At 62.9% G+C, this 26057-nt stretch carries 24 protein-coding genes and 1 tRNA gene; 19 read left to right on the forward strand and 6 right to left on the reverse strand.

Annotation, left to right across the window (positions count from 1 at the left end; genetic code table 11):
• The first annotated feature begins 155 nt into the window (after nucleotides 1–155).
• Nucleotides 156–824, forward strand: coding sequence for a HEPN domain-containing protein (locus tag PCLY_RS22065; protein ID WP_061242333.1), 669 nt, complete (start codon nucleotides 156–158; stop codon nucleotides 822–824).
• Between the two features lie 175 nt (nucleotides 825–999).
• On the forward strand, nucleotides 1000–1527 hold the full coding sequence (locus PCLY_RS24915) for a hypothetical protein (protein ID WP_156458642.1): 528 nt from the start codon (nucleotides 1000–1002) through the stop codon (nucleotides 1525–1527).
• A gap of 151 nt (nucleotides 1528–1678) precedes the next feature.
• Here the strand turns inward: PCLY_RS24915 and PCLY_RS22070 are convergent, their stop codons facing one another.
• The 4 genes from PCLY_RS22070 to exaA all read right to left on the reverse strand — a co-directional run bounded on the left by PCLY_RS22070 (nucleotide 1679) and on the right by exaA (nucleotide 6266).
• On the reverse strand, nucleotides 1679–2980 hold the full coding sequence (locus PCLY_RS22070; RefSeq protein WP_061242335.1) for a PQQ-dependent sugar dehydrogenase: 1302 nt from the start codon (nucleotides 2978–2980) through the stop codon (nucleotides 1679–1681).
• Nucleotides 2977–3369, reverse strand: coding sequence for a DUF2231 domain-containing protein (locus PCLY_RS22075; RefSeq protein ID WP_061242552.1), 393 nt, complete (start codon nucleotides 3367–3369; stop codon nucleotides 2977–2979). The genes PCLY_RS22070 and PCLY_RS22075 overlap by 4 nt, the downstream gene beginning before the upstream one ends.
• Nucleotides 3370–3629: 260 nt before the next feature.
• Nucleotides 3630–4289, reverse strand: a complete 660-nt coding sequence (locus PCLY_RS22080; RefSeq protein WP_061242337.1) for a pentapeptide repeat-containing protein — start codon at nucleotides 4287–4289, stop codon at nucleotides 3630–3632.
• 114 nt (nucleotides 4290–4403) lie between these two features.
• Nucleotides 4404–6266 carry a quinoprotein ethanol dehydrogenase gene (gene exaA, locus PCLY_RS22085; protein WP_061242339.1) on the reverse strand — a complete coding sequence of 621 codons (1863 nt, stop codon included), beginning with the start codon at nucleotides 6264–6266 and terminating at the stop codon, nucleotides 4404–4406.
• Nucleotides 6267–6616: 350 nt separating this feature from the next.
• Between exaA and pedF the strand changes: the two genes are divergently transcribed.
• Genes pedF through PCLY_RS22105 form a run of 4 tightly spaced genes read left to right on the forward strand, consistent with a single transcriptional unit; the run spans nucleotide 6617 to nucleotide 9719 of the window.
• Nucleotides 6617–7036, forward strand: coding sequence for a cytochrome c-550 PedF (gene pedF / locus PCLY_RS22090; RefSeq protein WP_061242341.1), 420 nt, complete (start codon nucleotides 6617–6619; stop codon nucleotides 7034–7036).
• A gap of 49 nt (nucleotides 7037–7085) precedes the next feature.
• Complete coding sequence (locus PCLY_RS22095; RefSeq protein ID WP_061242553.1) at nucleotides 7086–7958, forward strand: substrate-binding periplasmic protein; 873 nt, start codon at nucleotides 7086–7088, stop codon at nucleotides 7956–7958.
• A gap of 27 nt (nucleotides 7959–7985) precedes the next feature.
• Nucleotides 7986–8735 (forward strand): quinoprotein dehydrogenase-associated SoxYZ-like carrier, encoded by a 750-nt coding sequence (locus PCLY_RS22100; protein ID WP_061242343.1) that lies wholly within the window; start codon nucleotides 7986–7988, stop codon nucleotides 8733–8735.
• 54 nt (nucleotides 8736–8789) lie between these two features.
• Entirely contained in the window at nucleotides 8790–9719 is a 930-nt protein-coding gene (locus PCLY_RS22105; RefSeq protein WP_061242345.1) for a quinoprotein relay system zinc metallohydrolase 1, read from the forward strand.
• Nucleotides 9720–10140: 421 nt separating this feature from the next.
• On the opposite strand, the gene PCLY_RS22110 is transcribed toward PCLY_RS22105, so the two are convergent.
• Nucleotides 10141–10527: a hypothetical protein gene (locus PCLY_RS22110; protein ID WP_061242347.1), complete on the reverse strand. Its 387-nt coding sequence runs from the start codon at nucleotides 10525–10527 to the stop codon at nucleotides 10141–10143.
• 205 nt (nucleotides 10528–10732) lie between these two features.
• Here PCLY_RS22110 and PCLY_RS22115 point away from each other — a divergent pair, with 205 nt between their 5' ends.
• The 12 genes from PCLY_RS22115 to PCLY_RS22165 all read left to right on the forward strand — a co-directional run bounded on the left by PCLY_RS22115 (nucleotide 10733) and on the right by PCLY_RS22165 (nucleotide 24392).
• On the forward strand, nucleotides 10733–12508 hold the full coding sequence (locus PCLY_RS22115) for a methanol/ethanol family PQQ-dependent dehydrogenase (RefSeq protein ID WP_061242349.1): 1776 nt from the start codon (nucleotides 10733–10735) through the stop codon (nucleotides 12506–12508).
• A gap of 329 nt (nucleotides 12509–12837) precedes the next feature.
• Nucleotides 12838–14358, forward strand: coding sequence for an acetaldehyde dehydrogenase ExaC (exaC, locus tag PCLY_RS22120; RefSeq protein WP_061242351.1), 1521 nt, complete (start codon nucleotides 12838–12840; stop codon nucleotides 14356–14358).
• A gap of 462 nt (nucleotides 14359–14820) precedes the next feature.
• On the forward strand, nucleotides 14821–14892 hold the full coding sequence (pqqA, locus tag PCLY_RS24645) for a pyrroloquinoline quinone precursor peptide PqqA (RefSeq protein WP_003243383.1): 72 nt from the start codon (nucleotides 14821–14823) through the stop codon (nucleotides 14890–14892).
• 47 nt (nucleotides 14893–14939) lie between these two features.
• Nucleotides 14940–15854: a pyrroloquinoline quinone biosynthesis protein PqqB gene (pqqB, locus tag PCLY_RS22125; protein WP_061242353.1), complete on the forward strand. Its 915-nt coding sequence runs from the start codon at nucleotides 14940–14942 to the stop codon at nucleotides 15852–15854.
• 28 nt (nucleotides 15855–15882) lie between these two features.
• Nucleotides 15883–16635 carry a pyrroloquinoline-quinone synthase PqqC gene (gene pqqC, locus PCLY_RS22130; RefSeq protein ID WP_061242355.1) on the forward strand — a complete coding sequence of 251 codons (753 nt, stop codon included), beginning with the start codon at nucleotides 15883–15885 and terminating at the stop codon, nucleotides 16633–16635.
• 31 nt (nucleotides 16636–16666) lie between these two features.
• Nucleotides 16667–16945, forward strand: coding sequence for a pyrroloquinoline quinone biosynthesis peptide chaperone PqqD (pqqD, locus tag PCLY_RS22135; RefSeq protein WP_061242357.1), 279 nt, complete (start codon nucleotides 16667–16669; stop codon nucleotides 16943–16945).
• Nucleotides 16917–18071 (forward strand): pyrroloquinoline quinone biosynthesis protein PqqE, encoded by a 1155-nt coding sequence (gene pqqE, locus PCLY_RS22140; protein WP_061242360.1) that lies wholly within the window; start codon nucleotides 16917–16919, stop codon nucleotides 18069–18071. The genes pqqD and pqqE overlap by 29 nt, the downstream gene beginning before the upstream one ends.
• Nucleotides 18059–20017, forward strand: a complete 1959-nt coding sequence (locus tag PCLY_RS22145) for an alpha/beta hydrolase family protein (protein ID WP_061242361.1) — start codon at nucleotides 18059–18061, stop codon at nucleotides 20015–20017. Before pqqE ends, PCLY_RS22145 begins: the two co-directional genes overlap by 13 nt.
• A gap of 77 nt (nucleotides 20018–20094) precedes the next feature.
• On the forward strand, nucleotides 20095–21258 hold the full coding sequence (gene ercA, locus PCLY_RS22150; protein ID WP_061242363.1) for an alcohol dehydrogenase-like regulatory protein ErcA: 1164 nt from the start codon (nucleotides 20095–20097) through the stop codon (nucleotides 21256–21258).
• Nucleotides 21242–22966 (forward strand): hybrid sensor histidine kinase/response regulator, encoded by a 1725-nt coding sequence (locus PCLY_RS22155; RefSeq protein ID WP_061242365.1) that lies wholly within the window; start codon nucleotides 21242–21244, stop codon nucleotides 22964–22966. The genes ercA and PCLY_RS22155 overlap by 17 nt, the downstream gene beginning before the upstream one ends.
• Before the next feature lie 80 nt (nucleotides 22967–23046).
• Complete coding sequence (locus PCLY_RS22160) at nucleotides 23047–23454, forward strand: PA2779 family protein (protein ID WP_061242367.1); 408 nt, start codon at nucleotides 23047–23049, stop codon at nucleotides 23452–23454.
• Nucleotides 23439–24392, forward strand: coding sequence for a PA2778 family cysteine peptidase (locus tag PCLY_RS22165; RefSeq protein WP_394326861.1), 954 nt, complete (start codon nucleotides 23439–23441; stop codon nucleotides 24390–24392). Before PCLY_RS22160 ends, PCLY_RS22165 begins: the two co-directional genes overlap by 16 nt.
• 52 nt (nucleotides 24393–24444) lie before the next feature.
• Here PCLY_RS22165 and PCLY_RS22170 read toward each other — a convergent pair whose 3' ends face one another.
• Nucleotides 24445–25728 (reverse strand): NAD(P)/FAD-dependent oxidoreductase, encoded by a 1284-nt coding sequence (locus PCLY_RS22170; RefSeq protein WP_061242371.1) that lies wholly within the window; start codon nucleotides 25726–25728, stop codon nucleotides 24445–24447.
• A gap of 182 nt (nucleotides 25729–25910) precedes the next feature.
• Between PCLY_RS22170 and PCLY_RS22175 the strand changes: the two genes are divergently transcribed.
• Nucleotides 25911–25987, forward strand: a tRNA-Val gene (locus PCLY_RS22175).
• Nucleotides 25988–26057: the final 70 nt, after the last annotated feature.

Raw genomic sequence — 26057 nt, forward strand, 5'->3', positions numbered from 1 at the left:
GGCGACTTCCTGTCCAGGCTTAATCCCTGCGGCAAAAAGCGAAGTTTGGCCTAAGGTTAGGTACCGCTCAGACTCGCCGCAGGCCACTGATTAGGTGTAGATTGCTGGCACTAAGTCGTGGTGGGCGTGCGGTGTTAGACCCAATGGGAGATTCAATGAAACTTGACGTAATCGTTGCGCGAGCTGACGAGCTAATAGTCATGGGGCAACAGGTAGTTGCCACGCGACGTTCTTCGGGGTACGGATCAGACGTGGTTGAAAGCGCCCCGATGAAAGGTTTCCGCGCAGCGGTACTCTCTTTTATTGACCGCGTCTACGGACGTGACCATCCGCATTTCTCTGAATTTGAAGTCAGCACTAATGACAGCTGGTTTTACAATGCGGAGCATGGACTAGCCATAGTGAAAAGTATTCGCGATGAGATCGCTGGAGGCTGGTTATTGACTATTCGGGGTTTGGTTGCCGCCGAGGTTTTCGCCAATTTCCTAGAAATGGCAGGGCATCTACTCGAGTCCGGCTACAAGGATCCTGCTGCGGTCATGGCTGGCAGTGTTCTCGAAGAGCACTTGCGGCAACTATGCAACAAGCATGCAATCCCGATCGATGAACAGAAAAATGACAGGAAAGTGCCTAAAAAGGCTGATCGTCTCAATGCTGAACTGGCCGCTTGGACTGCATACTCAAAGCTTGATCATAAGCAAATTACGGCTTGGTTAGATTTGCGAAATAACGCCGCACATGGAAACTACAGCGCTTATACCGCGGAGCAAGTAGCGCAGCTTCTAGCGGGTGTCACTAACTTTATGGTTCGCATTCCAGCTTAGTATTTAGCTTAGAGATATCCCTCGCCCGTGGTGGATGAAAAAGCGTCATCCATCCTACGTTGCTATCTGCATTGCGCGGCGTATTGATTGCTCCTGCGCTCTGCGTGGGAATGTAGCCCAGACGTCCTGCGTCCAATTGCGGTCTTGTTTTTCTTATCTTGTATGGGTTGTTATTGTGCGCGTAGTAGTGCTTGCTGTTTTGGTTTTTATATTTGGATCGTGTAATGCTCTAGAGTTTGTTGAGGGTGAAAAGATTTCGAGTGAAATTTCTTTGCCTTATGGGTCATGGAAAAGCTTTGGGGCAGAAGATGGCTTAAGTCGAACTTGGTATGGTGATGGCGATCATGAAGCATTTCAGGTGCTGATAGCAAAAGACCTTCAATATGATCTTAGAAAGACCTTGTTGATAGCGGAGCAAGTGGGAAGATCAAGTTGTGATGAGTATGAGGCGGAGATTGTTTCGGCTAAGCCTGTAAATAATTATCCTGCGGTTCTTTATTATTCTACTTGTGTCAAGGGTGATAAAAAATCATTGGCAATTCATAATTTAATTGTTGCTAGTGGGGCAAGTTATGCTTTCGCGAAGTACTGGAGCGATTCATCTTTGGTAATGAATTACTCTGCATGGTTAGACTATATTTCCAATATTTCAGTGTGCAGCGCTCAAACTAGCCTTCATGCTTGCGGTGCGAGCAGTAAGTAGCCCGGACATCTCTTTCGCCAATGGTGGATGAAAAAAGCGTCATCCACCCTACGCAAGGGATTAGTAGGGTGGACAACGCGAAGCTTGTCCACCGTTTCCACAACTCAGCCGTCGAGGGTGGCAACACTTCGCGGTTTCCACCCTCAACACCTTACTCGCCGCCTTCGCGCACCACCCGCCAAACCGTATTGGCCAGATCATCCGCCACGATCAGCGCGCCGCGTGGATCGACCGTTACGCCCACCGGGCGGCCGCGGGTCTTGCCGTCTTCGTCGCGAAAGCCGGTGACGAAGTCGATGGGGTCGCCTGAAGGGCGGCCGTTTTCGAAGGGCACGAAGATCACCTTGTAGCCCACCGGGTTCTTGCGGTTCCAGCTGCCGTGCTCGCCGACGAATACGCCGTCGGCATAGCGCTCACCCAACACTTCGCTGGAGAAGTCCAGGCCCAACGCGGCGACGTGGGCGCCGAGGGCGTAGTCCGGGGCGATGGCGCTGGCGACCTTGTCCGGATCCTGCGGTTTGACTCGGCTGTCGACGTGCTGGCCGAAGTAGCTGTAGGGCCAGCCGTAGAAGCCGCCTTCCTTGACCGAGGTGAGGTAGTCGGGCACCAGGTTCTCGCCCAGCTCGTCACGCTCGTTGACCACCGTCCACAAGGTGCCGGTGCCTGGCTGGATGGCCAGCGCTGTGGGGTTGCGCAGGCCGGTGGCGTAGGGCTTATGGGCACCGGTTGCGGCGTCGATCTGCCAGACCATCGCGCGGTCGACTTCGGCGTCCATGCCGCGCTCGGTGATGTTGCTGTTGGAGCCGATGCCGACGTACAGGTAGCGGCCGTCGTCACTGACGGTCAGCGCCTTGGTCCAGTGGTGGTTGATCGCGGAGGGCAGGTCGGTGACTTTGCTCGGCGGGCCGCTGGCCTTGGTCTGGCCCTCTTGGTAGTCGAAGCGCACCAGCTCGTCCTGGTTAGCCACGTACAGGTTGCCTTCGTGCAGGGCCAGGCCGTAGGGCGCGTTGAGGTCTTCGGCGAACACTGTCTGCAGTTCGTAGGTGCCGTCGCCATCGGCGTCGCGCAGCAAGGTCAGGCGGTTGCCGCTTTCCACCCTGGTGTTGCCGCGTGCCTTGATCACACCGGCGATCACGTCCTTGGGTTTGAGCTTGGCCGCGTTACCGCCACGGCCTTCGGCGACGAGGATGTCGCCATTGGGCAGCACCAGGGTTTGCCGGGGAATCTTCAGGTCGGTGGCGATGGCGCTGATGCTGAAGCCTTCGGGCACGCTGGGTTGCTGGTCGCCCCAGGGCGTTGGCTCGGCGATGGTCATGCTTGGCAGGATGCCGCGTTCGGGTTTGGGCAGATCCGGCTGGGCGCCGTAGAACTGCTGGTCGTTGCCGGGCTCTTCGCCGCAGGCGCTCAGCAGCAGGGCCAGGGGCAGTGCGGTTAGTGCTAGGGGCGTTTTCATCGGGCACCTCCTGTGCGTGGCTGGGCCATTCCGACCCAGGTGGCGGCGACGGCCAGCAGGGTGACGATTACCGACAGGGCCAGGCCCATGGGCATGGCGGCCCAGGCGTCCTTGGCGTGTTCCAGCGCATTGATGAAGCCCAGTACCCAGGTGACCAGAAGCAGGAGGAAATAGGTGAGTGGGCGTGAGCTGGAGCGTTCACGCAGCAGACCGACCAGGGCGAACAGCAAGGCCAGACCGGTGAACACCAGCGCACCGGCGATCAGCCAGGAAGCGAAGTTGCTCCACTGGATCTGGTAGCTGCGGTAGTAGGCGATGTCGGCCAGCAGCGCGCCGAGAAACAGCGGCACCTGGCCGCACAGCAGGGTGGCGTGCAGGGGGCTGAGCATGGTGGGGTAGGCGTGTGGCGTTGCGGTGGTGGTCACGGCAGATCCCTCTTGGACAATGACTGATGGCGGCCTGGATGTTGCCGCCTCGATCAGGCTGTTCCTAAGAAGGGATTGCCCTGTGTGGGCATGGTTCAGGTTGTTTTACTTCAGGGCGAAAGGACGAGGCGTTCGGCCTGGTGCTCGCATGGGGTGTAGGAGCGGCTTTAGCCGCGATATTCACGAGCGCATCGCGGCTGAAGCCGCTCCTACCGGGATCGGGCTCAGTCCCAGCCCTTGGGGCATTGCACGCAGCCGGGCATGTTGGCGTCCTGAAAGTTGCCGAAGCGGGTGCGCGCGCCAGTGAGGTTGGCGTTCTCCAGGTTGGAGCCGCCGAGCTTCACTTCTTGCAGGTTGGCGTCCTCCAGGTGCGCGCCCTTGAGATCGGCCTTGCTCAGCCAGGTCATCTCCAGGTTGGCCGCCTGCAGTTGGACGTTGTGCAGCTTGGCCCCGGAGAGACGGGCGAACTCCAGGTTGGCGGCGCGCATGTCGGCGCCTTCGAATTGCGCCGCCTGGGCAAACAGGCCCCAGCCGCCGATGGCTACCAGGCTGGCGCCGGAGAGGTCGGCCAGGCGCAGGTTGCTTTGCTGCAGGCTGGCGCGGTTGAGATTGGCGCCACGCAGCTTGGCCTTTTCCAGATTGGCCAGGTCTAGGTTGGTATGGCGCAGGTCGGCGCCGGAAAGATCGGCCCCGGACAGGTTCATGCGACGCATGTCGAGGTTGCGCAGGTCAGCGCCGCGCAGGTTGGCGTTGGGGCATTGGCTGTCGGGTTCGATGCGGCAGCCGTTGATCTGCGGCACGCCGTCGTTGTCGGTTTCGGCGCCGATGGCGTGGCTGCCGAGTACCAGCAGTACGACTGGAATGAGTAGAGGCAGGTAGTTCATGGCGAGTCCTCGGGGTGATGGCCTGATTAGCTTCGCGGCTGAAACGGAATGCCGCCCAGCCGCTCCTACAGGCAAAGGCGCATGGCGCACCCAGGTGCGCCATGCGTTCAGCCTCTAGCGTTTGGCGGTTGCCTTGTCCCAGCTCGGCAGCTTGAACACCCAGAAGGAACCGCCCTGGGCGACCGGCTTGGTCAGCTCGGCCATGTCGCCACCCCACAGCGGTACGGCGCCGCCGTAGCCGGCAGTCACGCCGATGTACTGCTCACCGTCCTGTTCCCAGGTGATGGGCGGGGAGATGATTCCGGTGCCGACCTGGAATTTCCACAGCTCCTTGCCGTTCTTGGCGTCGAAGGCCTTGAAGTAGCCGTCGCCGGTACCGGTGAACACCAGGTTGCCCTTGGTGGCGAGCACGCCGGCCCACAGCGGCAGGCGCTCCTTGTGTTCCCAGGCGACCTTGCCGGTGGTCGGGTTCATCGCGCGCAGGATGCCGACGTGGTCATCGAACAGGCGCTTGATACGAAAGCCCATGCCCAGGTAGGCGGAGCCCTTCTTGTAATGCGCTTCCTCGGCCCAGTAGTCCTCCTTCCAGTGGTTGGCCGGCACGTAGAACAGACCGGTGTCCTGGCTGTAGGCCATGGGGTTCCAGTTCTTGCCGCCGAGGAAGGGCGGGGAGACCTCGACCGCCTCACCCTTGCTTTCGCCGGGCTTGGGTTTCGGCGGGCGCTGGCCTTCGTTCTCGACCGGACGACCGGTCTTCAGGTCGATATGGCTGGCCCAGGTGATCTTGTCGACGAAGGGGAAGGCATTCTTCAGCTTGCCGTTGGCGCGGTCGACCACGTAGAAGAAACCGTTGCGGTCGGCGTGAGCGGTGGCCTTGGTGACCTTGCCGTCCTTGTCCTTGTAGTCGAACAGCACTAGCTCGTTGTTGCCGGAGAAGTCCCAGGCATCGTTCGGGGTGTGCTGGTAGAACCACTTCACTTCGCCGGTGGTCGGGTCGACGCCGACCTGGCCGGAGGTGTACAGGCTGTCGTAGTCGTGCGGGTTGCCGCCGTCGCTGGTGCGTGCCCAGCCGTTCCACGGGGCCGGGTTACCGGCACCGATGATGATGGTGTTGGTCTCGGCATCGAAGCTGGCGCTCTGCCACGGGGCGCCGCCACCCTGGCTCCAGGCTTCCTTCTTGCCGGTCGGGTGGTTGGGGTCATCCGGCCAGCTCGGCGCCTTGATGTCGCCGGTCGGGGTGCTGTCTTTGCCGTTGAGGCGCCCCATGTGGCCTTCGACGAAGGGGCGCATCCACACTTCTTCGCCGGTGTCCGGGTCGCGGGCGAACAGGCGGCCGACCACGCCGAACTCGTCGCCGGAGCTACCGTGAATCAGCAGTACCTTGCCGCTCTTGCCGTCCTTCACGATGGTCGGCGCACCGGTCATGGTGTAGCCACCAGAGTGATCACCGAACTTCTTGTTCCACACCACCTTGCCGGTGTCCTTGTTCAGCGCGACGACGCGGGCGTCGAGGGTGCCGAAGTAGATCTTGTCGCCGTAGATGGCGGCGCCACGGTTGACCACGTCGCAGCACGGGCGGATGTCGTCGGGCAGGCGGTGGCTGTAGGTCCACAGGCGTTTGCCGGTCTTGGCGTCGAGGGCGAAGACGCGCGAGTAGGAGCCGGTCACGTAGACCACGCCGTCATGGATGATGGCTTGCGATTCCTGACCGCGCTGCTTCTCGTCACCGAAGGAGTAGCTCCAGGCCGGGGTCAGCTTGAACACGTTGTCGGCGTTGACCTGAGCCAGTGGGCTCCAGCGCTGGGCGTTGGTGCCCATGCCGTACTGCAGCACGTTGTTGGTGGTGGTGTGGTCGTTGGCAATGTCGTCCCAGGTGACCGGCTTGGCGATCGCGCCCTGGCTCAGCGCCAGGCCGCCGGCCAGCATCAGGGCAAGCGCCAGGGGGCGTGGGGTGCTGGGTAGGTTTCTTGTTGTCATCGTTGTGCTTCCCATTGGAGGTGGTAGGTCGCCGCAGCTCACCGCAAGAAAACGATCCGCGTGGTCATCGCCGACGCTTCTGGAGAGGGTCTGCAGGGGCAAGCTGATGGTGGAACCGTGCTTCCTTGGCGCCTACGGAAAAACTCCCGCCCTTACCGGGAGGATTTCCCGGTTGGCACATGACTTGGCCTTGCTGCCAAGGCATCGGCAATACCCCCTCCCAAGCCCTACTACCAAGGGACTAGAGCGCGACCACCAAAGCAGCATTCGGTGCGCTGCGCGGCCTTTCTAAGATGGTCGCCACGAGCTCTGAATGGGCTGTCTTGCGTGCATTAGATGAGGTCCTGGCCATGAACAAGAAGATCCAATCCACTCTGGCGCTGGTGCTGCTCACCGCGTCGACCACCCTCTGGGCGCACGGCGACGTGGTGCCGCAGGCGGTCAACACCGATGGTCTGGAGCCGCTGGGTGAGCAATGGCTGGACGAGAACCCCTACCGCGACAACCCGCGCGCCATCGAGATCGGCTCCTCCGCGTACAACCAGAACTGCGCGGCCTGCCATGGCCTGGAAGCCAAGTCCGGCGGTATCGCGCCAGACCTGCGCCTGCTGGAGCTGGGTGCCAGCGGTGATGAATGGTTCAAGGAGCGGGTTATTCACGGTGCGGTGCGCGATGGTCGCGTGTACATGCCGAAGATGGCCGACTACCTGAGCCAGGAAGCCCTGTGGGCGGTGCGCAGCTACCTGGAGAGCGTGCACGTCGAGGAGTAAGCGCTTGATGATCACTCTGCTGCGCTCGTGCTTCACGACCTTCGTGGTCATGCGTCGGCTGATCCTGCTGAGCGCTCTGCTGTTGTGCCTGGGTACAGCTCAGGCACAGGTGCGTGACTACGACCGCATCATGGAAGAGGGCGTATTGCGCGTGGCGCTGTACCAGGACTTCCCGCCGTACAGCTACGAGCAGGATGGCCAGCCGCGTGGCGTCGACTACGAACTGGCCAAGGCGTTGGCCGAGGGCTTGGGCCTGACGCTGCAGGTGATCTGGGCGCCGCCCGGCGAGAAGCTCGACGATGATCTGCGCGACTACATCTGGCGTGGCCGGGTGACTGCGCAGGGCGAGCTGGCCGACCTGATGCTGCGCGTGCCCTATGACCGTGACTACGCGCAGATGCGCAACGAACTGGGCGAGTTGGTCAACGAGCGCGTGGTGATGTTCGGTCCCTATCAGCGCGAGCGCTGGCAACTGGCGTTCGACCGCCGTCGCCTGGCCGAGGTGCCAAGCATCAATGCACTGCAGACGCATCCGATTGGCGTTGAGGTGGACAGCGTGCCGTCGTTCTACCTCAGTTCCGCGCGTGAGGGCTTGCTGCGTTCGCAGGCTCGCCACTACCCGTCACCGACCCTGGCTTTCGCCGCGATGCGTGCCGGTGAGGTGGATGCGGTGATGGCCCTGCGCGGCGAAGTGGACTGGCTGTTGCACGAGGCGCACGACCCGAAGCTGGCGCTGGCCGAGAACGCCTACCCGGACATGGGCCGGCAGATCTGGGAGATCGGCATGGCGGTGCACGAGAGCAATCGGCAACTGGCCTATGCCCTGGAAGAACAGCTGGAAAACATGATTCTCGACGGCTCGCTCGAGCGCCTGTACGCGCGCTACGGGCTGCGCTACGAGAAGCCTGAACAATACCAATAGCGGTTTGGGCCGCAGCGGAGGTGAACGATGGATTGGCGCAGCCTGATGTTGCTGGCCCTGTTTGCCTGGGCCTGGGAGGCGCGGGCCGCTGCGCCCGATCCGGTCACCTCGGTGATGTGGGATTACTACCACCAGCGCCTGCTCAACGGTGAGGCCTTCGTCTTCGATGACAGGATTCACCTCGAGGTGCCGCCCTTCGCCGAGGATGCACGCCAGGTGCCGATCCAGATCGACGCCAGTGCCTACCGTGGCAAGGTCAAACGCATTCTGGCCTGGGCCGAACTCAACCCCATTCCGCGCATTCTCGATTTCACCCCCGGCGCGGAGCTTGAGCCGAGTCTGGCCATCCGTATCCGCGTCGAGCAGGCCACGCCGATTCGCGCGGCGGTGCTCACCGACGATGGTGTCTGGCATATCGGCTCGGCGCGCATCGAGGCCGCGGGCGGCGGTTGCACCGCACCCAGTGTGGTGCGTGCCGAAGGTGGTTGGGAAGAGCGCCTGGGCCAGGTGCTGGGCAAGCGCTTCTTGCGCGGTGAGGACAGCCGCTTGCGCCTGCAGGTCTCGCACCCGATGGACAACGGCCTGGTCGACGGTATCCCCGAGTTCTACATCGAAGAAGCCGAGCTGCGCGATGCCGATGGCCAGGTGCTGGGGCGCATCGAGCTGTTCCCGGCCGTCAGCGAGAATCCGACGCTGACCTTCGACCTGCGCGGCGACCAGCACGCCGAACTGTGGCTACGCGACAACAACGGCAACGAATTCCAGGCCGCGTTCTGAACGCCGCGACCGGTCGGGTGCGCCGTGCGCACCAATCCCATCTAGGAGGCTTCCATGCGCTGGATGCTATTGATGACGTGCCTGCTCGCCAGCCTGGCCCAGGCGCTCGACTACCACTTGCAACCCCGGCAGATCGCCGATGGCGTCTGGCTGCTGGAGGGCAGTACCGATAATTTCGCTGCGGACAACGGCGGCAATATCGTCAACATCGGTTTCATCGAAACCGCTGACGGCGTGGTGGTGATCGATACCGGCCCGTCGCGCCGCTACGGTGAGGCGTTGCGTCAGGTCATCGAGAAAACCACCGGCAAACCGGTGGTGCGCGTGTTGCTGACCCACCATCACCCCGATCATGTGCTGGGCAACCAGGCCTTCACCGGGGTGCCCATCGCGGCGTTGGCCGAGACCACCCGGTTGCTGGCCGAGCAGGGCGATGCCATGGCGGAAAACATGTATCGCCTGGTCGGCGACTGGATGCGCGGCACCGAGGTGGTCTTGCCCAACGAAGAAGTGCAGGAGGGCGAGCTGGAGATCGGCGGGCGACGCCTGCAGCTGCTGGCCTTGCGCGGGCATACCGGCGCCGATCTGGCAATTCTCGATGAGCGTACCGGCGTGTTGTTCGCTGGCGATATCCTGTTCTATCAGCGCGCGCTGACCACGCCGAACAGCCCGGGGCTGGATGTCTGGCTGGCCGATCTGGATCGGCTCGAAGCGCTGCCCTGGAAGCAGATCGTACCCGGCCATGGCCCAGTGACCACCGATGCGGCGCCATTCGTACAGATGCGTGATTATCTGGGCTGGCTCGATGGCCTGCTGCGCCAGGGTGCGGAGCAGGGCGCGGAGATGAACGAGCTGATCCGTGCACCGATCCCCGAGCGTTTCGCCCAGGTCAAGCTGTCGCGCTATGAGCTGATCCGCAGCGTCAGCCACCTCTATCCGCGCTACGAGCGCAATGCCATGGCGCGCGTGGATCGTCAGGATTAGCAACCTGGGGTGTCACTCAGGCCACAGGTCTCGCTTGTGGGAGGGGCTTTAGCCGCAAGCCGCGCACAAGAGCGTCGCCGCTAAAGCGCCTCCCTCGGCCAGTCGCAGCCCGCATGACATCCGGGGGCTGGATGTGTTTTCCCGGATTTCATCCGGGCTACAGACTGATTTGACCCGAGCCACAGGTCACTTTTGTGGGAGGGGCTTTAGCCGCGACCGGCGCACAGGAGCGTCGCCGCTGAAGCGCCTCCCGCGGCCAGTCGCCGCCCGCATGACATCCGGGGGCTGGATGTGTTTTCCCGGATTTCATCCGGGCTACAGGCTGATTTGACCCGAGCCACAGGTCACTTTTGTGGGAGGGTCTTTAGCCGCGACCGGCGCACAGGAGCGCCGACGCTGAAGCGCTTCCCGCGGTCAGCGATCAAAGTTCTTCGTCGTCACGAATCATTACGTAATGACGGCCGTGCTCGGTCTCTTCGTGGTCGTAGACGTAATACATCACCACCTCATCCAGGCTGGACTGCACGGCTACGTAGTCACCGCTCTCGGGCATGAAGAACGCCTTGGTGGCCGGCTTGGCCAGGCACTCGATATGGGCGGTGACGAAGTGGGTGGGGTCTTCCTCGCCGTAGTAGTCCTCGCGCTGGTGTGCATCCCAGTCCTGCGGTGGCTCGAAGGCGCCAGTGATCAGGACCTTGCCATCGCCCAGGTCCTGCTCTTCGGCATCCGGGTCCTGCTCGTCGGGACGATAGACCGTGCAGTCCAGCGCATCGGGATGATCGAGAATTTCCTGGCGTGGGTGGGGCACGGGCGTCTCCGGTCGATAGGTGCGGGGCGGCCAAGTGTCGGGCAAAGCGGTGACCACTGCAATCGCGTCGATGCAGGTATTGCTACCAAGGAACGAGGAAAATCGGCTGGGGGTGCAATTGTTGGCTGGCCTGTGCGAGCCAAGAATTTGCGGCAGACCGGGAAAATTTCCCGGCAATAACAATGAACCCGCAGAGGTAGCCGCAATGAAACACGCCGGTCTTCGCCAGCCCTTCCTCCTCACCGCACTCTGTGCCGCCATGCTGTTGCCGTCCGCCGCCGCGCTGGCGGTCACCGACGCCGAGATTCTCAAGGACGCCACCACCACCGACCAGATCGTCACCAACGGTCTCGGTCTGCAGGGCCAGCGCTATAGCCCGCTGAGCATCCTCAACGACCAGAACGTCAAGGAACTGCGCCCGGTCTGGACCATGTCCTTCGGCGGCGAGAAGCAGCGCGGCCAGCAGGCGCAGCCGATGATCAAGGACGGCGTGATGTATGTCACCGCCTCCTACTCGCGGGTGTTCGCCGTCGATGCACGCACCGGGCGCGAGCTGTGGCAGTACGAAGCACGCCTGCCGGACGATATCCGCCCGTGCTGCGACGTGATCAACCGGGGCGTCGCCCTGTACGACGATCTGGTGATCTTCGGCACCCTCGACGCCAAGCTGGTGGCGCTGAACAAGGACACCGGCAAGGTGGTCTGGCGCAAGAACGTGGCTGATCACAAGGCCGGCTACTCGATCACCGCAGCGCCGCTGGTGGTCAATGGCAAGCTGATCACCGGCGTCTCCGGTGGCGAGTTCGGCGTGGTCGGCAAGATCGAGGCCTACGACCCGAAGAACGGCGATCTGCTGTGGAGCCGCCCGACCGTCGAAGGTCACATGGGCTACGTCTACAAGGATGGCAAGGCCATCGAGAACGGCATCAGTGGTGGCGAGGCCGGCAAGACCTGGCCGGGCGACCTGTGGAAGACCGGCGGCGCTGCGCCATGGCTGGGCGGCTATTACGATGCCGACACCAACCTGCTGTTCTTCGGCACCGGCAACCCGGCGCCCTGGAACTCGCACCTGCGCCCGGGCGACAACCTCTATTCCTCCTCGCGCCTGGCGCTCAACCCGGACGACGGCAGCATCCAGTGGCACTTCCAGACCACGCCGCACGACGGCTGGGACTTCGACGGCGTCAACGAGCTGATCTCCTTCGACTATCAGGAAGGCGGCAAGACCATCAAGGCCGCGGCCAGCGCCGACCGTAACGGTTTCTTCTACGTGCTCGACCGTACCAACGGCAAGTTCATCCGTGGCTTCCCCTTCGTCGACAAGATCACCTGGGCCAAGGGGCTGGACAAGAATGGTCGGCCGATCTACGACGACAGCAACCGTCCTGGCTCGCCGAGCGCCAAGGAGAAGGGCAAGAGCGTGTTTTCCGCCCCGGCCTTCCTCGGTGCGAAGAACTGGATGCCCATGGCCTACAGCCAGGACACCGGCCTGTTCTACGTGCCGTCCAACGAGTGGGGCATGGACATCTGGAACGAAGACATCGCCTACAAGAAGGGCGCGGCCTATCTGGGTGCCGGTTTCACCATCAAGCCGCTCAACGAGGAATACATCGGCGTGCTGCGCGCCATCGACCCGAAAACCGGCAAGGAAGTCTGGCGCCAGACCAACTACGCGCCGCTGTGGGGCGGTGTGCTGACCACCAAGGGCAACCTGGTGTTCACCGGTAATCCGGAAGGTTACCTGCAAGCGTTCAACGCCAAGACCGGCGAGAAAGTCTGGGAATTCCAGACCGGCTCGGGCGTGATCGGCTCGCCGGTGACCTGGGAGATGGACGGCGAGCAATATGTCTCGGTGCTGTCCGGCTGGGGTGGCGCGGTACCGCTGTGGGGGGGCGAGGTGGCCAAGCGCATCAAGCACCTGAACCAGGGTGGCATGCTGTGGACCTTCAAGCTGCCGAAGGAGCTGGTGGCCAAGCACTGATTGGTTGAAGCGTCAGACGATGGCCGGACTTTGTCCGGCCATCGTCGTTTCTGGCGTCTGCCGCGCGGCTTGCCGCTGCTGCGAAATGCCGCGGGTGAATTTGTCCGCTGGGAACGCAAGACGCGGCGAACGGGTCTAGCCTTTAGCTTCCATAGCCTTGTGCCTCGCTGCCAAAGGCCCGTGGCAGACCGTCCGTGCTGCTCTACTACCAAATGACGAGACGATCTGTGCCATGGGCGCATACCGAGGTTTTCGGGGGCTTCCTAAGATCGAACCATGACTCGCTTCCCGATTGGTAGCGAGCTCCGACAACAAGAGAGGTCAGCATCATGATTTACGCGAAACCGGGTTCCGCAGGCGCCGTCGTCACCCTCAAGCCGCGCTACGGCAACTACATCGGCGGCGAGTTCGTCGCCCCGCTCAGTGGCCAGTACTTCAGCAATACCAGCCCGGTCGATGGCTCGGTGATCGCCGAATTCCCTCGCTCCAACGCCGCCGACATCGACAAGGCGCTGGACGCCGCGCATGCCGCCGCCGATGCCTGGGGCCGCACCAGCGTGCAGGAGCGCTCGCATATCCTGCTGAAGATCGCTGACCGCATCGAAGCCAACCTCGAGCTGCTGGCCGTGGCTGAGACCTGGGACAACGGCAAGGCTGTGCGCGAAACCCTCAACGCCGACGTGCCGCTGGCCGCTGACCACTTCCGCTATTTCGCCGGCTGCATCCGCGCCCAGGAAGGCAGCACCGCCGAAATCAACGACGGCACCGTGGCCTATCACTTCCACGAACCGCTGGGCGTGGTCGGGCAGATCATCCCGTGGAACTTCCCGCTGCTGATGGCCGCCTGGAAACTCGCCCCGGCCCTGGCTGCCGGCAACGCCATCGTACTTAAACCGGCCGAGCAGACCCCGCTGTCGATCACCCTGCTGGCGGAAATCGTCGGCGACCTGTTGCCGCCGGGCGTGCTCAACATCGTCCAGGGCTTCGGCCGCGAAGCCGGCGAAGCGCTGGCCACCAGCAAGCGCATCGCCAAGATCGCCTTCACCGGCTCCACCCCGGTCGGCTCGCACATCCTCAAGTGCGCCGCCGAGAACATCATCCCGAGCACCGTCGAGCTGGGCGGCAAATCGCCGAACATCTTCTTCGCCGACATCATGAACGCCGAGCCGGCCTTCATCGAGAAAGCCGCCGAAGGCCTGGTGCTGGGCTTCTTCAACCAGGGCGAGGTGTGCACCTGCCCGTCGCGCGCGCTGGTGCAGGAGTCGATCTACGACGCCTTCATGGTCGAGGTGATGAAGAAGGTCAAGCAGATCAAGCGTGGCGACCCACTGGACACCGAGACCATGGTCGGCGCCCAGGCCTCGCAGCAGCAGTTCGACAAGATCCTCAGCTACCTGGAGATCGCCCAGCAGGAAGGCGCCCAGGTGCTGACCGGCGGCGCGGCGGAAAAACTCGAAGGCGACCTGGCCAGCGGTTACTACATCCAGCCGACCCTGCTCAAGGGCACCAACAAGATGCGCGTGTTCCAGGAGGAGATCTTCGGCCCGGTGATCGGTGTGACCACCTTCAAGGACGAAGCCGAAGCCCTGGCGATTGCCAACGACACCGAGTTTGGCCTGGGTGCTGGCGTGTGGAGCCGCGACATGAACGTGGCCTACCGCATGGGCCGCGCGATCAAGGCCGGTCGCGTATGGACCAACTGCTACCACCTGTACCCGGCGCACGCTGCCTTTGGCGGCTACAAGAAGTCCGGGGTCGGGCGTGAAACCCACAAGATGATGCTCGATCACTACCAGCAGACCAAGAACCTGCTGGTCAGCTATGACATCAATCCGCTGGGCTTCTTCTAAGTCGCAGACCCAAGAGGCCACACGTTCGCTCCAGCGTGTGGCCTGTAACCTTGGCGATGCTCCAGATCGGCAGCAGACCCTTATCGCAACGCGGCTTCGGCCGCGTTTTTTATTGGCGATGAGGTTTGGCTCTGCCTCTGCTTGAGCGTGATCGCGGATAAATCCGCTCCTGCAGAAACGGCGCGCCTGACCGGTAGGAGCGGATTTATCCGCGATATTGACCGACATCGCGCTCACCCTGATCGCGAATGCGCCATCCATACTCCGCCAAGCGCTTTGTATTGGCACATGTTTCAGGTCGGGCGATCGCTGGAACCTTCATGGCGCGATCCATTCCTACTAAATGGACGCACCTACCAATGCCAGTGCTGACTCATCCCAAAGTACCATTTGGCCTCTTGCCTGGCGGGGGCTTAATGGGGTTGCCGGAATGCCCCGGCTTCATAACAAGAGGACCGCACCATGTGGACTAAACCCGCCTACACCGATCTGCGCATTGGCTTCGAAGTGACGATGTACTTCGCCAACCGTTGATCGCTCCTGGCCCCGGTTCGTCCGGGGCATCCCTGCTGGTGACTTCCATGCATATCCAGATTCTCGGCTCCGCCGCTGGCGGCGGCTTCCCCCAATGGAACTGCAACTGCCGCAATTGCCGTGGCGTACGGAGCGGTAGCCTGCGGGCGCAGCCGCGCACGCAATCGTCCATCGCCATTTCCGATGATGGCGAGCAGTGGATCCTGTGCAATGCCTCGCCGGATATCCGCGCGCAGATCGAAGCCTTCCCGGCGCTGCAGCCGGCGCGCAAGCTGCGCGATACGGCAATCGCCGGCATCGTTTTGCTCGACAGCCAGATCGACCACTGCACGGGCCTCTTGACCCTGCGCGAGGGCTGCCCGCATCAGGTCTGGTGTACCGAGATGGTGCATCAGGACCTGACCACGGGCTTTCCGCTGTTCAACATGCTCAGCCACTGGAACGGTGGCCTGCTGCATCGGTTGATCGAGCTGGATGCCGAGCCTTTCAGCATTCCCGCCTGCCCGGCGCTGAGCATCACCGCCATCGCCCTGCGCAGCAGCGCGCCGCCGTATTCGCCGCACCGGGGCAACCCGCATCCGGGCGATAACATCGGCCTGTTCATCGAGGACAGCCGCAGCGGTCGCAGCCTGTTCTACGCCCCAGGCCTGGGCCAGGTGGACGAACACCTGCTGAGCTGGATGCGCCGCGCCGATTGCCTGTTGGTCGATGGCACGCTGTGGCGCGACGACGAGATGCGCGTGTGCGAAGTGGGCGACAAGCTCGGCAGCGAAATGGGCCACCTGTGCCAGAGCGGCCCGGGCGGCATGATCGAGGTGCTCGATGGCCTGCCGGCCGCGCGCAAGATCCTCATCCATATCAACAACACCAACCCGATTCTCGACCTGGACTCGCCCGAGCGCGCCGAGCTGGACGCGCAGGGTGTCGAGGTCGCATTCGACGGCATGAGCATCCACCTGTAACGGGCTACAAGAAAAATCCGGAGAGCCGATGAGCCAACCTGCCATGAGCCCTGCCGAATTCGAGCAGGCACTGCGCGCCAAGGGCGCGCTGTATCATATCCATCACCCGTTTCATCGCGCCATGTACGAAGGGCGTGCCACCCGCGAGCAGATTCAGGGCTGGGTGGCCAACCGCTTCTACTACCAGGTCAATATCCCGCTGAAGGATGCGGCGATCCTCGCCAATTGCCCGGATCGCGAGACGCGCCGCGAGTGGATCCAGCGCATCCTCGACCACGACGGTGCGCCGGGTGAGGAGGGCGGTATCGAAGCCTGGCTGCGTCTGGCCGAGTCGGTCGGCCTCGACCGCGAGCAGGTGCTGTCGCAGGAGCTGGTGCTGCCGGGTGTGCGTTTCGCCGTCGATGCCTACGTCAACTTCGCGCGTCGTGCCAGTTGGCAGGAAGCGGCCAGCAGCTCGCTCACCGAACTGTTCGCCCCGCAGATCCACCAGTCGCGCCTGGATGCCTGGCCGCAGCACTACCCGTGGATCGACGCCACCGGCTACGACTACTTCCGCAAACGACTGAGCGAAGCGCGGCGTGATGTCGAGCATGGCCTGCGCATCACCCTCGAACACTACCGCACCCGCGAATCACAGGAGCGCATGCTGAATATCCTGCAGTTCAAGCTGGATGTGCTGTGGAGCATGCTCGACGCCATGAGCATGGCTTACGAGCTGCAGCGTCCGCCGTATCACACGGTGACCGAAGCGCGCGCCTGGCATCGGGGGATCGCGCTATGAGTTTCGTGCGTACTAGCCAGGAGTCAGAAGCATGACCATCTCAATCCTGCCCAACGTGCCTGCCATCCGCCGTGGCTTTCGCCTGCAATTCGAGCCGGCGCAGGGCTGCCACGTACTGCTCTATCCGGAAGGCATGATCAAGCTCAACGACAGTGCCAGCGAGATTCTCCAGCAGGTCGACGGCAAGCGCTCGGTGGCCGAGATCATCGGTAACCTGCACCAGCGTTTCCCCGATGTGCCGGGCATCGACGAAGACATCCTCGCCTTCATGGAGGTGGCCCATGCTCAGTTCTGGATCGAGCTTCGCTAAGGCAGGTCATGAGCCAGGGCCGCCGCTGTGGCTGCTGGCTGAGCTGACCTATCGCTGCCCGCTGCAGTGCCCGTACTGCTCCAACCCGCTGGATTTCGCCAAGCAGGGCGCCGAGCTGTCGACTGCCGAATGGATCGAGGTGTTTCGCCAGGCCCGTGAGCTGGGCGCGGCGCAGCTGGGCTTTTCCGGCGGCGAGCCGCTGGTGCGCCAGGATCTGGCCGAGCTGATCGCAGCCGCGCGTGGCCTGGGCTACTACACCAACCTGATCACCTCCGGTATCGGCCTGACCGAAGCACGTATCGCCGAGTTCGCCGACGCTGGCTTGGATCATATCCAGATCAGCTTCCAGGCCGCCGACGAGGAGGTCAACAACCTGCTGGCCGGCTCGAAGAAGGCCTTCGCGCAGAAGCTGGCCATGGCCCGTGCGGTCAAGGCGCATGGTTATCCGATGGTGCTCAACTTCGTCACCCATCGGCACAACATCGACAATATCGAGCGCATCATCGAGCTATGCCTGGAGCTGGAGGCGGATTTCGTCGAACTCGCAACCTGCCAGTTCTACGGCTGGGCCGAGCTCAACCGCGCTGGCCTGCTGCCGACCCGCGCACAGCTCGAACGCGCCGAGCGCATTACCAACCAGTGGCGCGACAAGCTGGCGGCCGAGAATCACCCGTGCAAGCTGATCTTCGTTACCCCGGATTACTACGAGGAGCGCCCCAAGGCCTGCATGAACGGCTGGGGCAACCTGTTTCTCGACATCACCCCGGACGGTACGGCGCTGCCTTGCCACAGTGCGCGGCAATTGCCGGTGCAGTTCCCCAACGTGCGCGAACACAGCATCGAGCATATCTGGCGGCATTCCTTCGGTTTCAATCGCTTTCGCGGTGACGACTGGATGCCCGAGCCATGCCGCAGCTGCGATGAGAAACACAAGGATTTCGGCGGCTGTCGCTGCCAGGCCTTCATGCTCACTGGTGATGCCAGCAACGCCGACCCGGTGTGCAGCAAGTCGGCGCACCATGACGTGATCCTCGCCGCGCGCCAGCAAGCCGACGAGGCGCCACTGGGGCTGGAGGCGTTGCAGTACCGCAACGACAAGGCCTCGCGGATCATATGCAAGGTGTGACCGACCCCGATTCGATCTGGAGCGCCGAGCAGGCCGCTGCAGCCAGCGCCGACTTCGCCGAGCTGCATGCGGCTCACGGCGGTGTGCTGTGGGTGGCGTTCGACCCGCAGCTGGCGCGTTGCGGCTTGTACTTCTGGCGTGACGAGCAACTGCGTGAACTGACCCCGCCAGGATTTTCCGTGCGCAGTCGCGTCTACGAGTACGGTGGCGGCGCCTGCTGCGCCACCGAGCACGGCGTGGCCTTCGTCAATGAGCGTGATCAGCAGATCTACCACCTGCCGATGCCGGAGATGGTAGGAGCGGCTTCAGCCGCGATTTCTCCTGATCCGCAAAGATTCGCGGCTCAAGCGCAATACCGCACAGCCGCTCCTGCGAACAATGAGCCGCAGGCGCTGACGGCTGGCGTCAACTGCCGTTATGGCGACCTGTGTTTCGTGCCTGCCTGGCAGGCGTTGCTGGCGGTTGAGGAAAGTCACGAGGCGGACGCGGTGGTGCATCGCCTGGTGCGCATCGGCCTGACCGGCAAGCGCGAGGTATTGGTCGAGGGCGCTGATTTCTACGCTGCGCCGGTGACTGACCCCACTGGCCAGCGACTGGCCTGGATCGAATGGGATCGTCCGCATCAGCCCTGGGTTGCCACGCGCCTGTGTCGGCGCGAGTCCGGCGAGCGCACCCGGGTGTTGTCAGGTGAGGCGGGGGATCGATCCCTGCAGCAACCACGTTTCGATGCATTGGGCCGGCTATGGGTGTTGAGCGACCGCAGCGGATGGTGGCAGCCCGAGTGCGTCGATGACGATGCAAGGCGCGATGCCGCGCCCTGCGATCACGCGCCGGCGCCCTGGCAGCTGGGCGGTCGCAGCTACTTGCCGCTTGCGCATGATGAGCTGCTGCTGACGCGTTTCGAGCAAGGCACGGGCGTCTTGGTAGGCGCGCGCGGGGCCGCCCAGGTTGTGCGCACCAACGATCTTGCTGGCAACGCAGTCGGTACGCCCGTCGCACCTTACGTAGAGCGGCGGCTGGCCGAAGGGTTTACCCGTTTCCGCAGCCTGGCTGCCGACAACGAGCATTTCTACTGCATTGCCGGCGCCCCGGATCGCCTGCCGGCGGTGCTTGCCATTCGCCGCAGCGATGGAACCGTGCGGATACTGGCCGGTGGCGAGCAGCCGTTACCTGAAGAGCAGCGCTCACGCCCTCGGCCATTCAGCTGTGCGGTGGCGGAGGGCGAGCGTAGCCATGGGTTTTTCTACTCCTGCGTTGCAAACGTGGAGCGTCCACCGCTGGTGATCTTCCTGCACGGTGGCCCGACCTCGGCCTGCTACCCGGTATTCGATCCGCGCATCGCCTTCTGGACGCTGCGCGGCTTCGCCGTGCTCGATCTCAACTATCGCGGCAGCAGCGGTTATGGTCGCGACTATCGCCTGCGTCTGGCTGCCCAGTGGGGCGAACTGGAGGTGCAGGACATACGCGCCGCCATCGACGCCCTGGCCCGCGACGGCCGTATCGATCCTCGGCGCGTGTTCGTGCGCGGCGGCAGCGCTGGCGGCTTCAGCGCCTTGCGGGCACTGGTCGAGCTGCCGCAGTTGCGCGGCGGAGCCAGCCTCTATGGCGTCAGCGACCCACTGGCGCTACGCCGGCTGACGCACAAGTTCGAGGCCGATTACCTGGACTGGCTGATTGGCGACCCGCAGCAGGATGCTGAGCGCTATCGACGCCGTACCCCTGTGTTACAGGCCGCACGGATCAAGGTGCCGGTGATTTTCTTTCAGGGTGGGCTGGATGCCGTGGTGGTGCCCAGCCAGACCGAAAGCATGGTCGAGGCGTTACGCCAAGGTGGTTTGCCGGTCGAATATCACCTGTTCGCCGACGAACGCCACGGTTTTCGCCAGGCCGCCAATCTGGCCGAGGCGCTGCGAGCCGAGCATGCCTTTTTTCAGCGCCTGAGCTGATCGCAGGTCGCATTGCATAAACCCAGCAATGCAGTAGGCTGATCGCCATTCCATAACAAGAAATCTCAGGCCGTTGTATGAGCCACGATTTGAATCAACTACGCAAATTCGTTTCCCCCGAGATCATCTTCGGTGCCGGCTCGCGGCATAACGTCGGCAACTACGCCAAGACCTTCGGTGCACGCAAGGTGCTGATCGTCTCCGATCCCGGTGTGGTCGCTGCTGGTTGGGCCGGTGATGTCGAGGCCAGCCTGCAGGCGCAGGGCATCGCTTACTGCCTGTACACCCGTGTGTCGCCCAACCCGCGCGTGGAAGAGGTGATGGAGGGCGCCGAGCTGTATCGCAGCGAGGGCTGCAACGTCATCGTCGCTGTCGGTGGCGGCAGCCCGATGGACTGCGCCAAGGGCATCGGCATCGTCGTCGCCCACGGCCGCAACATTCTCGAATTCGAGGGCGTGGACACCATTCGTGTGCCCAGCCCGCCGCTGATCCTGATCCCGACCACCGCCGGCACCTCGGCCGATGTGTCGCAGTTCGTGATCATCTCCAACCAGCAGGAGCGGATGAAGTTCTCCATCGTCAGCAAGGCGGTGGTGCCGGACGTGTCGCTGATCGACCCGGAAACCACGTTGAGCATGGACCCGTTCCTGTCAGCCTGTACCGGCATCGACGCCATGGTGCATGCCATCGAGGCCTTCGTTTCCACCGGCCATGGCCCGCTCACCGACCCCCATGCGCTGGAGGCCATGCGCCTGATCAACGGCAATCTGGTGCAGATGATCGCCAATCCGGGCGATATCGCTTTGCGCGAGAAAATCATGCTCGGCAGCATGCAGGCCGGCCTGGCCTTCTCCAACGCGATCCTCGGCGCGGTGCATGCCATGAGCCACAGCCTGGGCGGTTTTCTCGACCTGCCGCATGGCCTGTGCAACGCCGTGCTGGTCGAGCACGTGGTGGCATTCAACTACAGCGCGGCGCCGGAGCGCTTCAAGGTCATCGCCGAAACCCTGGGTATCGATTGCCGTGGCCTCAATCACGCGCAGATCCGCCAGCGCCTGGTCGAGCACCTGATCGCCTTCAAGCACGCCATGGGTTTCCGCGAGACGCTCGGCCTGCATGGCGTGAGCACTTCGGACATTCCGTTTTTGTCCAGCCATGCGATGGATGACCCGTGCATCCTGACCAATCCGCGCGAGTCGACTCAGCGAGATGTCGAGGTGGTCTATGGCGAGGCGCTCTGACGAAGCGCTGGCAGGACTGCTGGGGCTTGGCAGCCAGTCGGCGCGCAAGAGTCATTACCCCGAGCTGCTGGCACGCCTGGAAGAGCTGGAAACCGAGCGCAACCGCTACAAATGGCTGTTCGAGCACGCCGTGCACGGCATCATCCAGGCCAGTCTGCAGGACGGCGTGCTGGCGGCCAATCCGGCGATGGCGCGTATGCTCGGTTATGACGATCCGCAGCAGGTGCTGTGGTCGCTCAGCGATCTGGCCCGGCATCTGTTCGTCGGCGGTTTCGATGAACTGGAGGTGATTCGAAACCGCCTGAGCCAGGGCCAGGCCCTGCTCGGTTATGAAACGCGTCTGCGGCGGCGCGATGGCAGCACCATCGACGTGCTGATGAACCTGTTGCTCAAGCCCGAAGGCGAGGGCGTCTTCGAAGGCTTCGTCGCCGACATCACCGAGCGCAAGCAGGCACAGCAACGTCTGCAACAACTCAACGACGAGCTGGAGCGCCGCGTCGCCGCGCGCACCTATGAGCTGCTCGAATCCAACCGCAACCTGCAGCGCCAGATCGAAGAGCGCGAGCGCATCGAACTGGCCCTGCGTGAGGCGCGCGACGCCGCCGAGGCGGCCAACCGCAGCAAGGACAAGTACCTGGCCGCGGCCAGTCACGACCTGCTGCAGCCACTCAATGCGGCGCGATTGCTGATCTCCACCCTGCGTGAGCGTGAACTGCCGAGCGCCGAGCACAATCTGGTCGAGCGCAGCCATCTGGCGCTGGAAGGCGCCGAAGATCTGCTCGCCGATCTGCTGGATATCTCCAAGCTGGATCAGGCAGCGATCAAGCCGGATGTCGACGTCTATCGTCTCGAAGAGCTGCTGGCGCCGCTGGCCTCTGAGTTCGACAGCGTCGCCAGCGCCAATGACCTGCGTCTGCGCGTACGCATCGCCGACTATGCGGTGCACACCGATTTCCGTCTGCTGACGCGCATCCTGCGTAATTTCCTCAGCAATGCCTGTCGTTACACCGAGCGCGGCGGCGTATTGCTCGGCGCACGCCGCCGTGGCGACTTCGTCGAACTGCAGGTGTGGGACAGCGGCCGCGGCATCGCGGTGGATCAGCTGGACAAGATTTTCCTCGAGTTCAATCAGCTGGAGGTCGGCCGCGCCGCTGAGCGCAAGGGTGTCGGCCTGGGCCTGGCCATCGTCGAGCGCATCGCGCGTATGCTGGGTTATCCGGTACAGGTCCGTTCGCAGCCTGGGCGAGGCTCGGTGTTCAGCATCCGCGTGCCACTGGCGCAGGCCATGCCGCAGCGGCAGGTGCCGTCCGTGGCGCAACCGATTCTCGGCAATCCCTTGCCGGGGCGGCGTCTGCTGGTGATCGACAACGAGGTGGACATCCTCCATAGCATGGACGCGCTGCTCGGCCAGTGGGGTTGCGAGGTGGTCACGGCGGTCGATTTCCCTGAGGCGCTGCAGCGACTGCAGGGCAGGGCGCCGGAGGTGATCCTGGCGGATTATCACCTCGATCACGGCGTGCTCGGTTGCCAGGTGATCCAGCAGCTACGTGACGAATTCTCCCGGCCGATTCCGGCACTGATCATCAGCGCCGACCGCAGTGATGCCTGTCGCCGTGAGCTGCAGAGCCTGGGCGCGCCGCTGCTGAACAAGCCGGTCAAGCCCGGCAAGCTGCGTGCGGTGCTCAGCCAGCTGCTGATGGACGCGTGAACGGCAGCCGGCTGGCGGAGTGAACCTGAGCGATTTTGGGGCTGTCTATTGGCTACCTCGTCCCTCAGGAGATAACCACAATGACAATTTCCATGAACCCCGTTATGCGCCGCCTGGCAGCCATGACCGCGCTGTTTCATCTGCTGCTGGTGGTGCAGATTCCTGCTGCGAACGCGGCAATGGTCGGCACTCACGAGGTAATCGCCGAGCAGCAGCACAAGGTGGATCAGGAGCAGTTGATGGCCATGCTCGATGACCAGCAGGTGAAGGAGAAACTGGTGTCGATGGGCGTCGACCGTGATCAGGTCGAGTCGCGCATCGCCAGCCTGACCCCGGCCGAACTGGCGCAGTTCAACCAGCAGCTGGATCAGGCGCCGGCCGGTGCGGGTGTGGTCGGCATCATCGTGTTGTTTCTGGTGATCTTCATCATCACTGATATGCTGTGCGCCACCAACATCTTCAGTTTCGTTAAATGCATAAATCGCTGATTCGCCTCTGCTGCATCGCATCGATCGTTCTACTCACAGCCTGCGCTCGCTCCCCGGTGTTATCACCGGTGGGCGAGCGTCTGCCTGAGCGGGTAGAACTCACCGACGTTCCCTTCTTCCCCCAGAACGCCTACCAGTGCGGGCCAGCCGCCTTGGCCACCATGCTCAACCAGCGTGGCGTGTTGACCACGCCCGGTGCGCTCAAGGACAAGGTGTACATCCCCAGTCGTGAGGGCAGCCTGCAGGTGGAGATGGTCGCCGCCGCGCGCAACCACGAAATGCTGGTGTATCCGCTGCAGCCGCGCCTGGAGGCAGTGCTTGCCGAGGTGGCAGCCGGCAACCCAGTGCTGGTGCTGCAGAACCTGGCCTTCGACTGGTACCCGCAATGGCACTTCGCGGTAGTGGTGGGTTACGACCGTCGCGAGCGCACGCTGGTCCTGCGTTCGGCCACCACACGCAGGCTCGAAGACAGCTTCAACAGCTTCGACAGAACCTGGGCGCGCGGTGGTCGCTGGGCGGTAGTGACCCTGCCGCCCGAGCGCCTGCCGGCACAGGCCGACATGCAGGTATGGATGAAGGCCGCCAACGACCTCGAACAAACCGGCAATGCCCAGCCGGCGCGGCGTGCCTATCGTCGTGCTGCCGAGGCCTGGCCGGAGCAGTCGCTGCCCTGGTTCGCCCTGAGCAACAGCCGCTACGCCGATGGCGATCGCAAGGGCGCCGAGCAGGCGTTGCGCGAGAGTCTGAAGCGCGAGCCAGCTTTCGCTGCGGGTTGGTTCAACCTGTCGCAGGTGCTGGGCGAGCAGGGTTGCGCCCGTGAGGCGCAGCAGGCCCAGGCTTGCGCACAGCGTCTGGCACCAGATGATGCGCGCTTTGCCGTGCCCCCCAAGGCCGCTGGCGTTGCCGGGCAGTGTCAGGCCTTGCCGCTTTGTCCGTGATGCATATGAAAACGGCGCCCGAGGGCGCCGTTTTCATTGGAGTGAAGGAAGGTTATACGCCGAGCTTGTCGCGTAGCGTGTAGTACCAGGCGCCGATGGCGCTGAACGGTACCTGGAACAGGCGACCGCCCGGGAAGGGGTAGTGCGGCAAGCCGGCGAAGGCATCGAAGCGCTCGGCCTGGCCACGCAGCGCCTCGGCCAGGACCTTGCCCGCCAGGTGCGTATAGGTCACGCCATGGCCGCTGCAACCTTGCGAGTAGTAGATGTTGTCGCCGATACGGCCGACCTGCGGCAGGCGCGAAAGCGTCAGCAGGAAGTTACCGGTCCAGGCGAAGTCGATCTTCACGTCTTTCAACTGCGGAAAGGTCTTGAGCATCTTCGGCCGAATGATCGCCTCGATATTGGCCGGGTCGCGCGCACCGTAGACCACGCCACCACCGTAGATCAGGCGCTTGTCGCCGGTGAGGCGGTAGTAATCGAGCAGGTAGTTGCAGTCTTCCACGCAGTAGTCCTGCGGCAACAGACTGGCAGCCAGTTCATCGCTCAAGGGCTCGGTGGTGATGACCTGCGTACCGCACGGCATCGACTTGGCCGCCAGCTCCGGCACCAGGTTGCCCAGGTAGGCGTTACCCGCGACCACCACGAACTTGGCCTTGATGCGACCTTCCGGGGTGTGCACCACCGGGTTGGCGCCGCGCTCGATGCGGGTAGCAGGGGACTGCTCATAGATCACGCCGCCGAGTGATTCCACCGCAGCGGCTTCGCCCAGCGCCAGGTTCAGCGGATGGATATGGCCGCCACTCATGTCCAGCATGCCGCCGATATAGTTCTCGCTGGCAACGACTTCACGGATACGTTTGGCGTCCATCAATTCCAGCTGGGTGTGGCCGTAGCGCTCCCACAGTTTCTTCTGCGCTTCCAGGTGGCCCATCTGCTTGGTGGTCAGCGCCGCGAAGACGCCACCATCCTTCAGATCGCACTGGATGTCGTACTTGGCGATGCGCTCACGAATGATGCGGCCGCCCTCGAATGCCATCTGCCCGAGCAGTTGCGCCTGCTTGGGGCCGACAGTGCGCTCGATCACGTCGATGTCGCGGCTGTAGCTGTTGACGATTTGCCCGCCGTTGCGGCCGGAAGCACCGAAGCCGACCTTGGCCGCTTCGACGATGCTTACCTTGAAACCGTTCTCCAGGAGAAACAGTGCAGTGGACAGACCGGTGTAGCCTGCACCGATGATGCAGACATCGGTTTCCACCTCGCCTTGCAGGGCTGGGCGTTGCGGGACTGGGGTGGCTGAGGCGGCGTAATAGGATTGGGGATATGCCGTGTGCGCCATATTGAACCTCTGTTCTTTATTTTTTACGAATGATCCGATGCTACCTGAGTTGAAAATAGCCGGCTAGTGGCCGTGCAAAATATTCAACGACCCGGTTTCGAAAAAAATTGGCCTATTTCAGTGAGTTAGCGAAAAAACTTGTTGACGGGCAAAAAGATCTGCGTAGAATGCGCACCCATCGAAGGCACATAGCTCAGTTGGTTAGAGCACCACCTTGACATGGTGGGGGTCGTTGGTTCGAGTCCAATTGTGCCTACCAAATCGATAAAAAGGGGTCGCTAAGCGACCCCTTTTTTATTTCCCGAATTGCTCGGGAGAAGGCGGCAGGT

Source organism: Ectopseudomonas composti, assembly GCF_001567565.1.
GTDB lineage: Bacteria > Pseudomonadota > Gammaproteobacteria > Pseudomonadales > Pseudomonadaceae > Aquipseudomonas > Aquipseudomonas composti_A.

Coding starts and splice junctions, on each gene's coding strand:
- PCLY_RS22065 (WP_061242333.1), top strand. CDS start 156: ATGAAACTTGACGTAATCGTTGCGCGAGCTGACGAGCTAATAGTCATG.
- PCLY_RS22070 (WP_061242335.1), bottom strand. CDS start 2,980: ATGAAAACGCCCCTAGCACTAACCGCACTGCCCCTGGCCCTGCTGCTG.
- PCLY_RS22075 (WP_061242552.1), bottom strand. CDS start 3,369: ATGCTCAGCCCCCTGCACGCCACCCTGCTGTGCGGCCAGGTGCCGCTG.
- PCLY_RS22080 (WP_061242337.1), bottom strand. CDS start 4,289: ATGAACTACCTGCCTCTACTCATTCCAGTCGTACTGCTGGTACTCGGC.
- exaA (WP_061242339.1), bottom strand. CDS start 6,266: ATGACAACAAGAAACCTACCCAGCACCCCACGCCCCCTGGCGCTTGCC.
- pedF (WP_061242341.1), top strand. CDS start 6,617: ATGAACAAGAAGATCCAATCCACTCTGGCGCTGGTGCTGCTCACCGCG.
- PCLY_RS22095 (WP_061242553.1), top strand. CDS start 7,086: ATGCGTCGGCTGATCCTGCTGAGCGCTCTGCTGTTGTGCCTGGGTACA.
- PCLY_RS22100 (WP_061242343.1), top strand. CDS start 7,986: ATGGATTGGCGCAGCCTGATGTTGCTGGCCCTGTTTGCCTGGGCCTGG.
- PCLY_RS22105 (WP_061242345.1), top strand. CDS start 8,790: ATGCGCTGGATGCTATTGATGACGTGCCTGCTCGCCAGCCTGGCCCAG.
- PCLY_RS22115 (WP_061242349.1), top strand. CDS start 10,733: ATGAAACACGCCGGTCTTCGCCAGCCCTTCCTCCTCACCGCACTCTGT.
- exaC (WP_061242351.1), top strand. CDS start 12,838: ATGATTTACGCGAAACCGGGTTCCGCAGGCGCCGTCGTCACCCTCAAG.
- pqqB (WP_061242353.1), top strand. CDS start 14,940: ATGCATATCCAGATTCTCGGCTCCGCCGCTGGCGGCGGCTTCCCCCAA.
- pqqC (WP_061242355.1), top strand. CDS start 15,883: ATGAGCCAACCTGCCATGAGCCCTGCCGAATTCGAGCAGGCACTGCGC.
- pqqD (WP_061242357.1), top strand. CDS start 16,667: ATGACCATCTCAATCCTGCCCAACGTGCCTGCCATCCGCCGTGGCTTT.
- pqqE (WP_061242360.1), top strand. CDS start 16,917: ATGCTCAGTTCTGGATCGAGCTTCGCTAAGGCAGGTCATGAGCCAGGG.
- PCLY_RS22145 (WP_061242361.1), top strand. CDS start 18,059: ATGCAAGGTGTGACCGACCCCGATTCGATCTGGAGCGCCGAGCAGGCC.
- ercA (WP_061242363.1), top strand. CDS start 20,095: ATGAGCCACGATTTGAATCAACTACGCAAATTCGTTTCCCCCGAGATC.
- PCLY_RS22155 (WP_061242365.1), top strand. CDS start 21,242: ATGGCGAGGCGCTCTGACGAAGCGCTGGCAGGACTGCTGGGGCTTGGC.
- PCLY_RS22160 (WP_061242367.1), top strand. CDS start 23,047: ATGACAATTTCCATGAACCCCGTTATGCGCCGCCTGGCAGCCATGACC.
- PCLY_RS22165 (WP_394326861.1), top strand. CDS start 23,439: ATGCATAAATCGCTGATTCGCCTCTGCTGCATCGCATCGATCGTTCTA.
- PCLY_RS22170 (WP_061242371.1), bottom strand. CDS start 25,728: ATGGCGCACACGGCATATCCCCAATCCTATTACGCCGCCTCAGCCACC.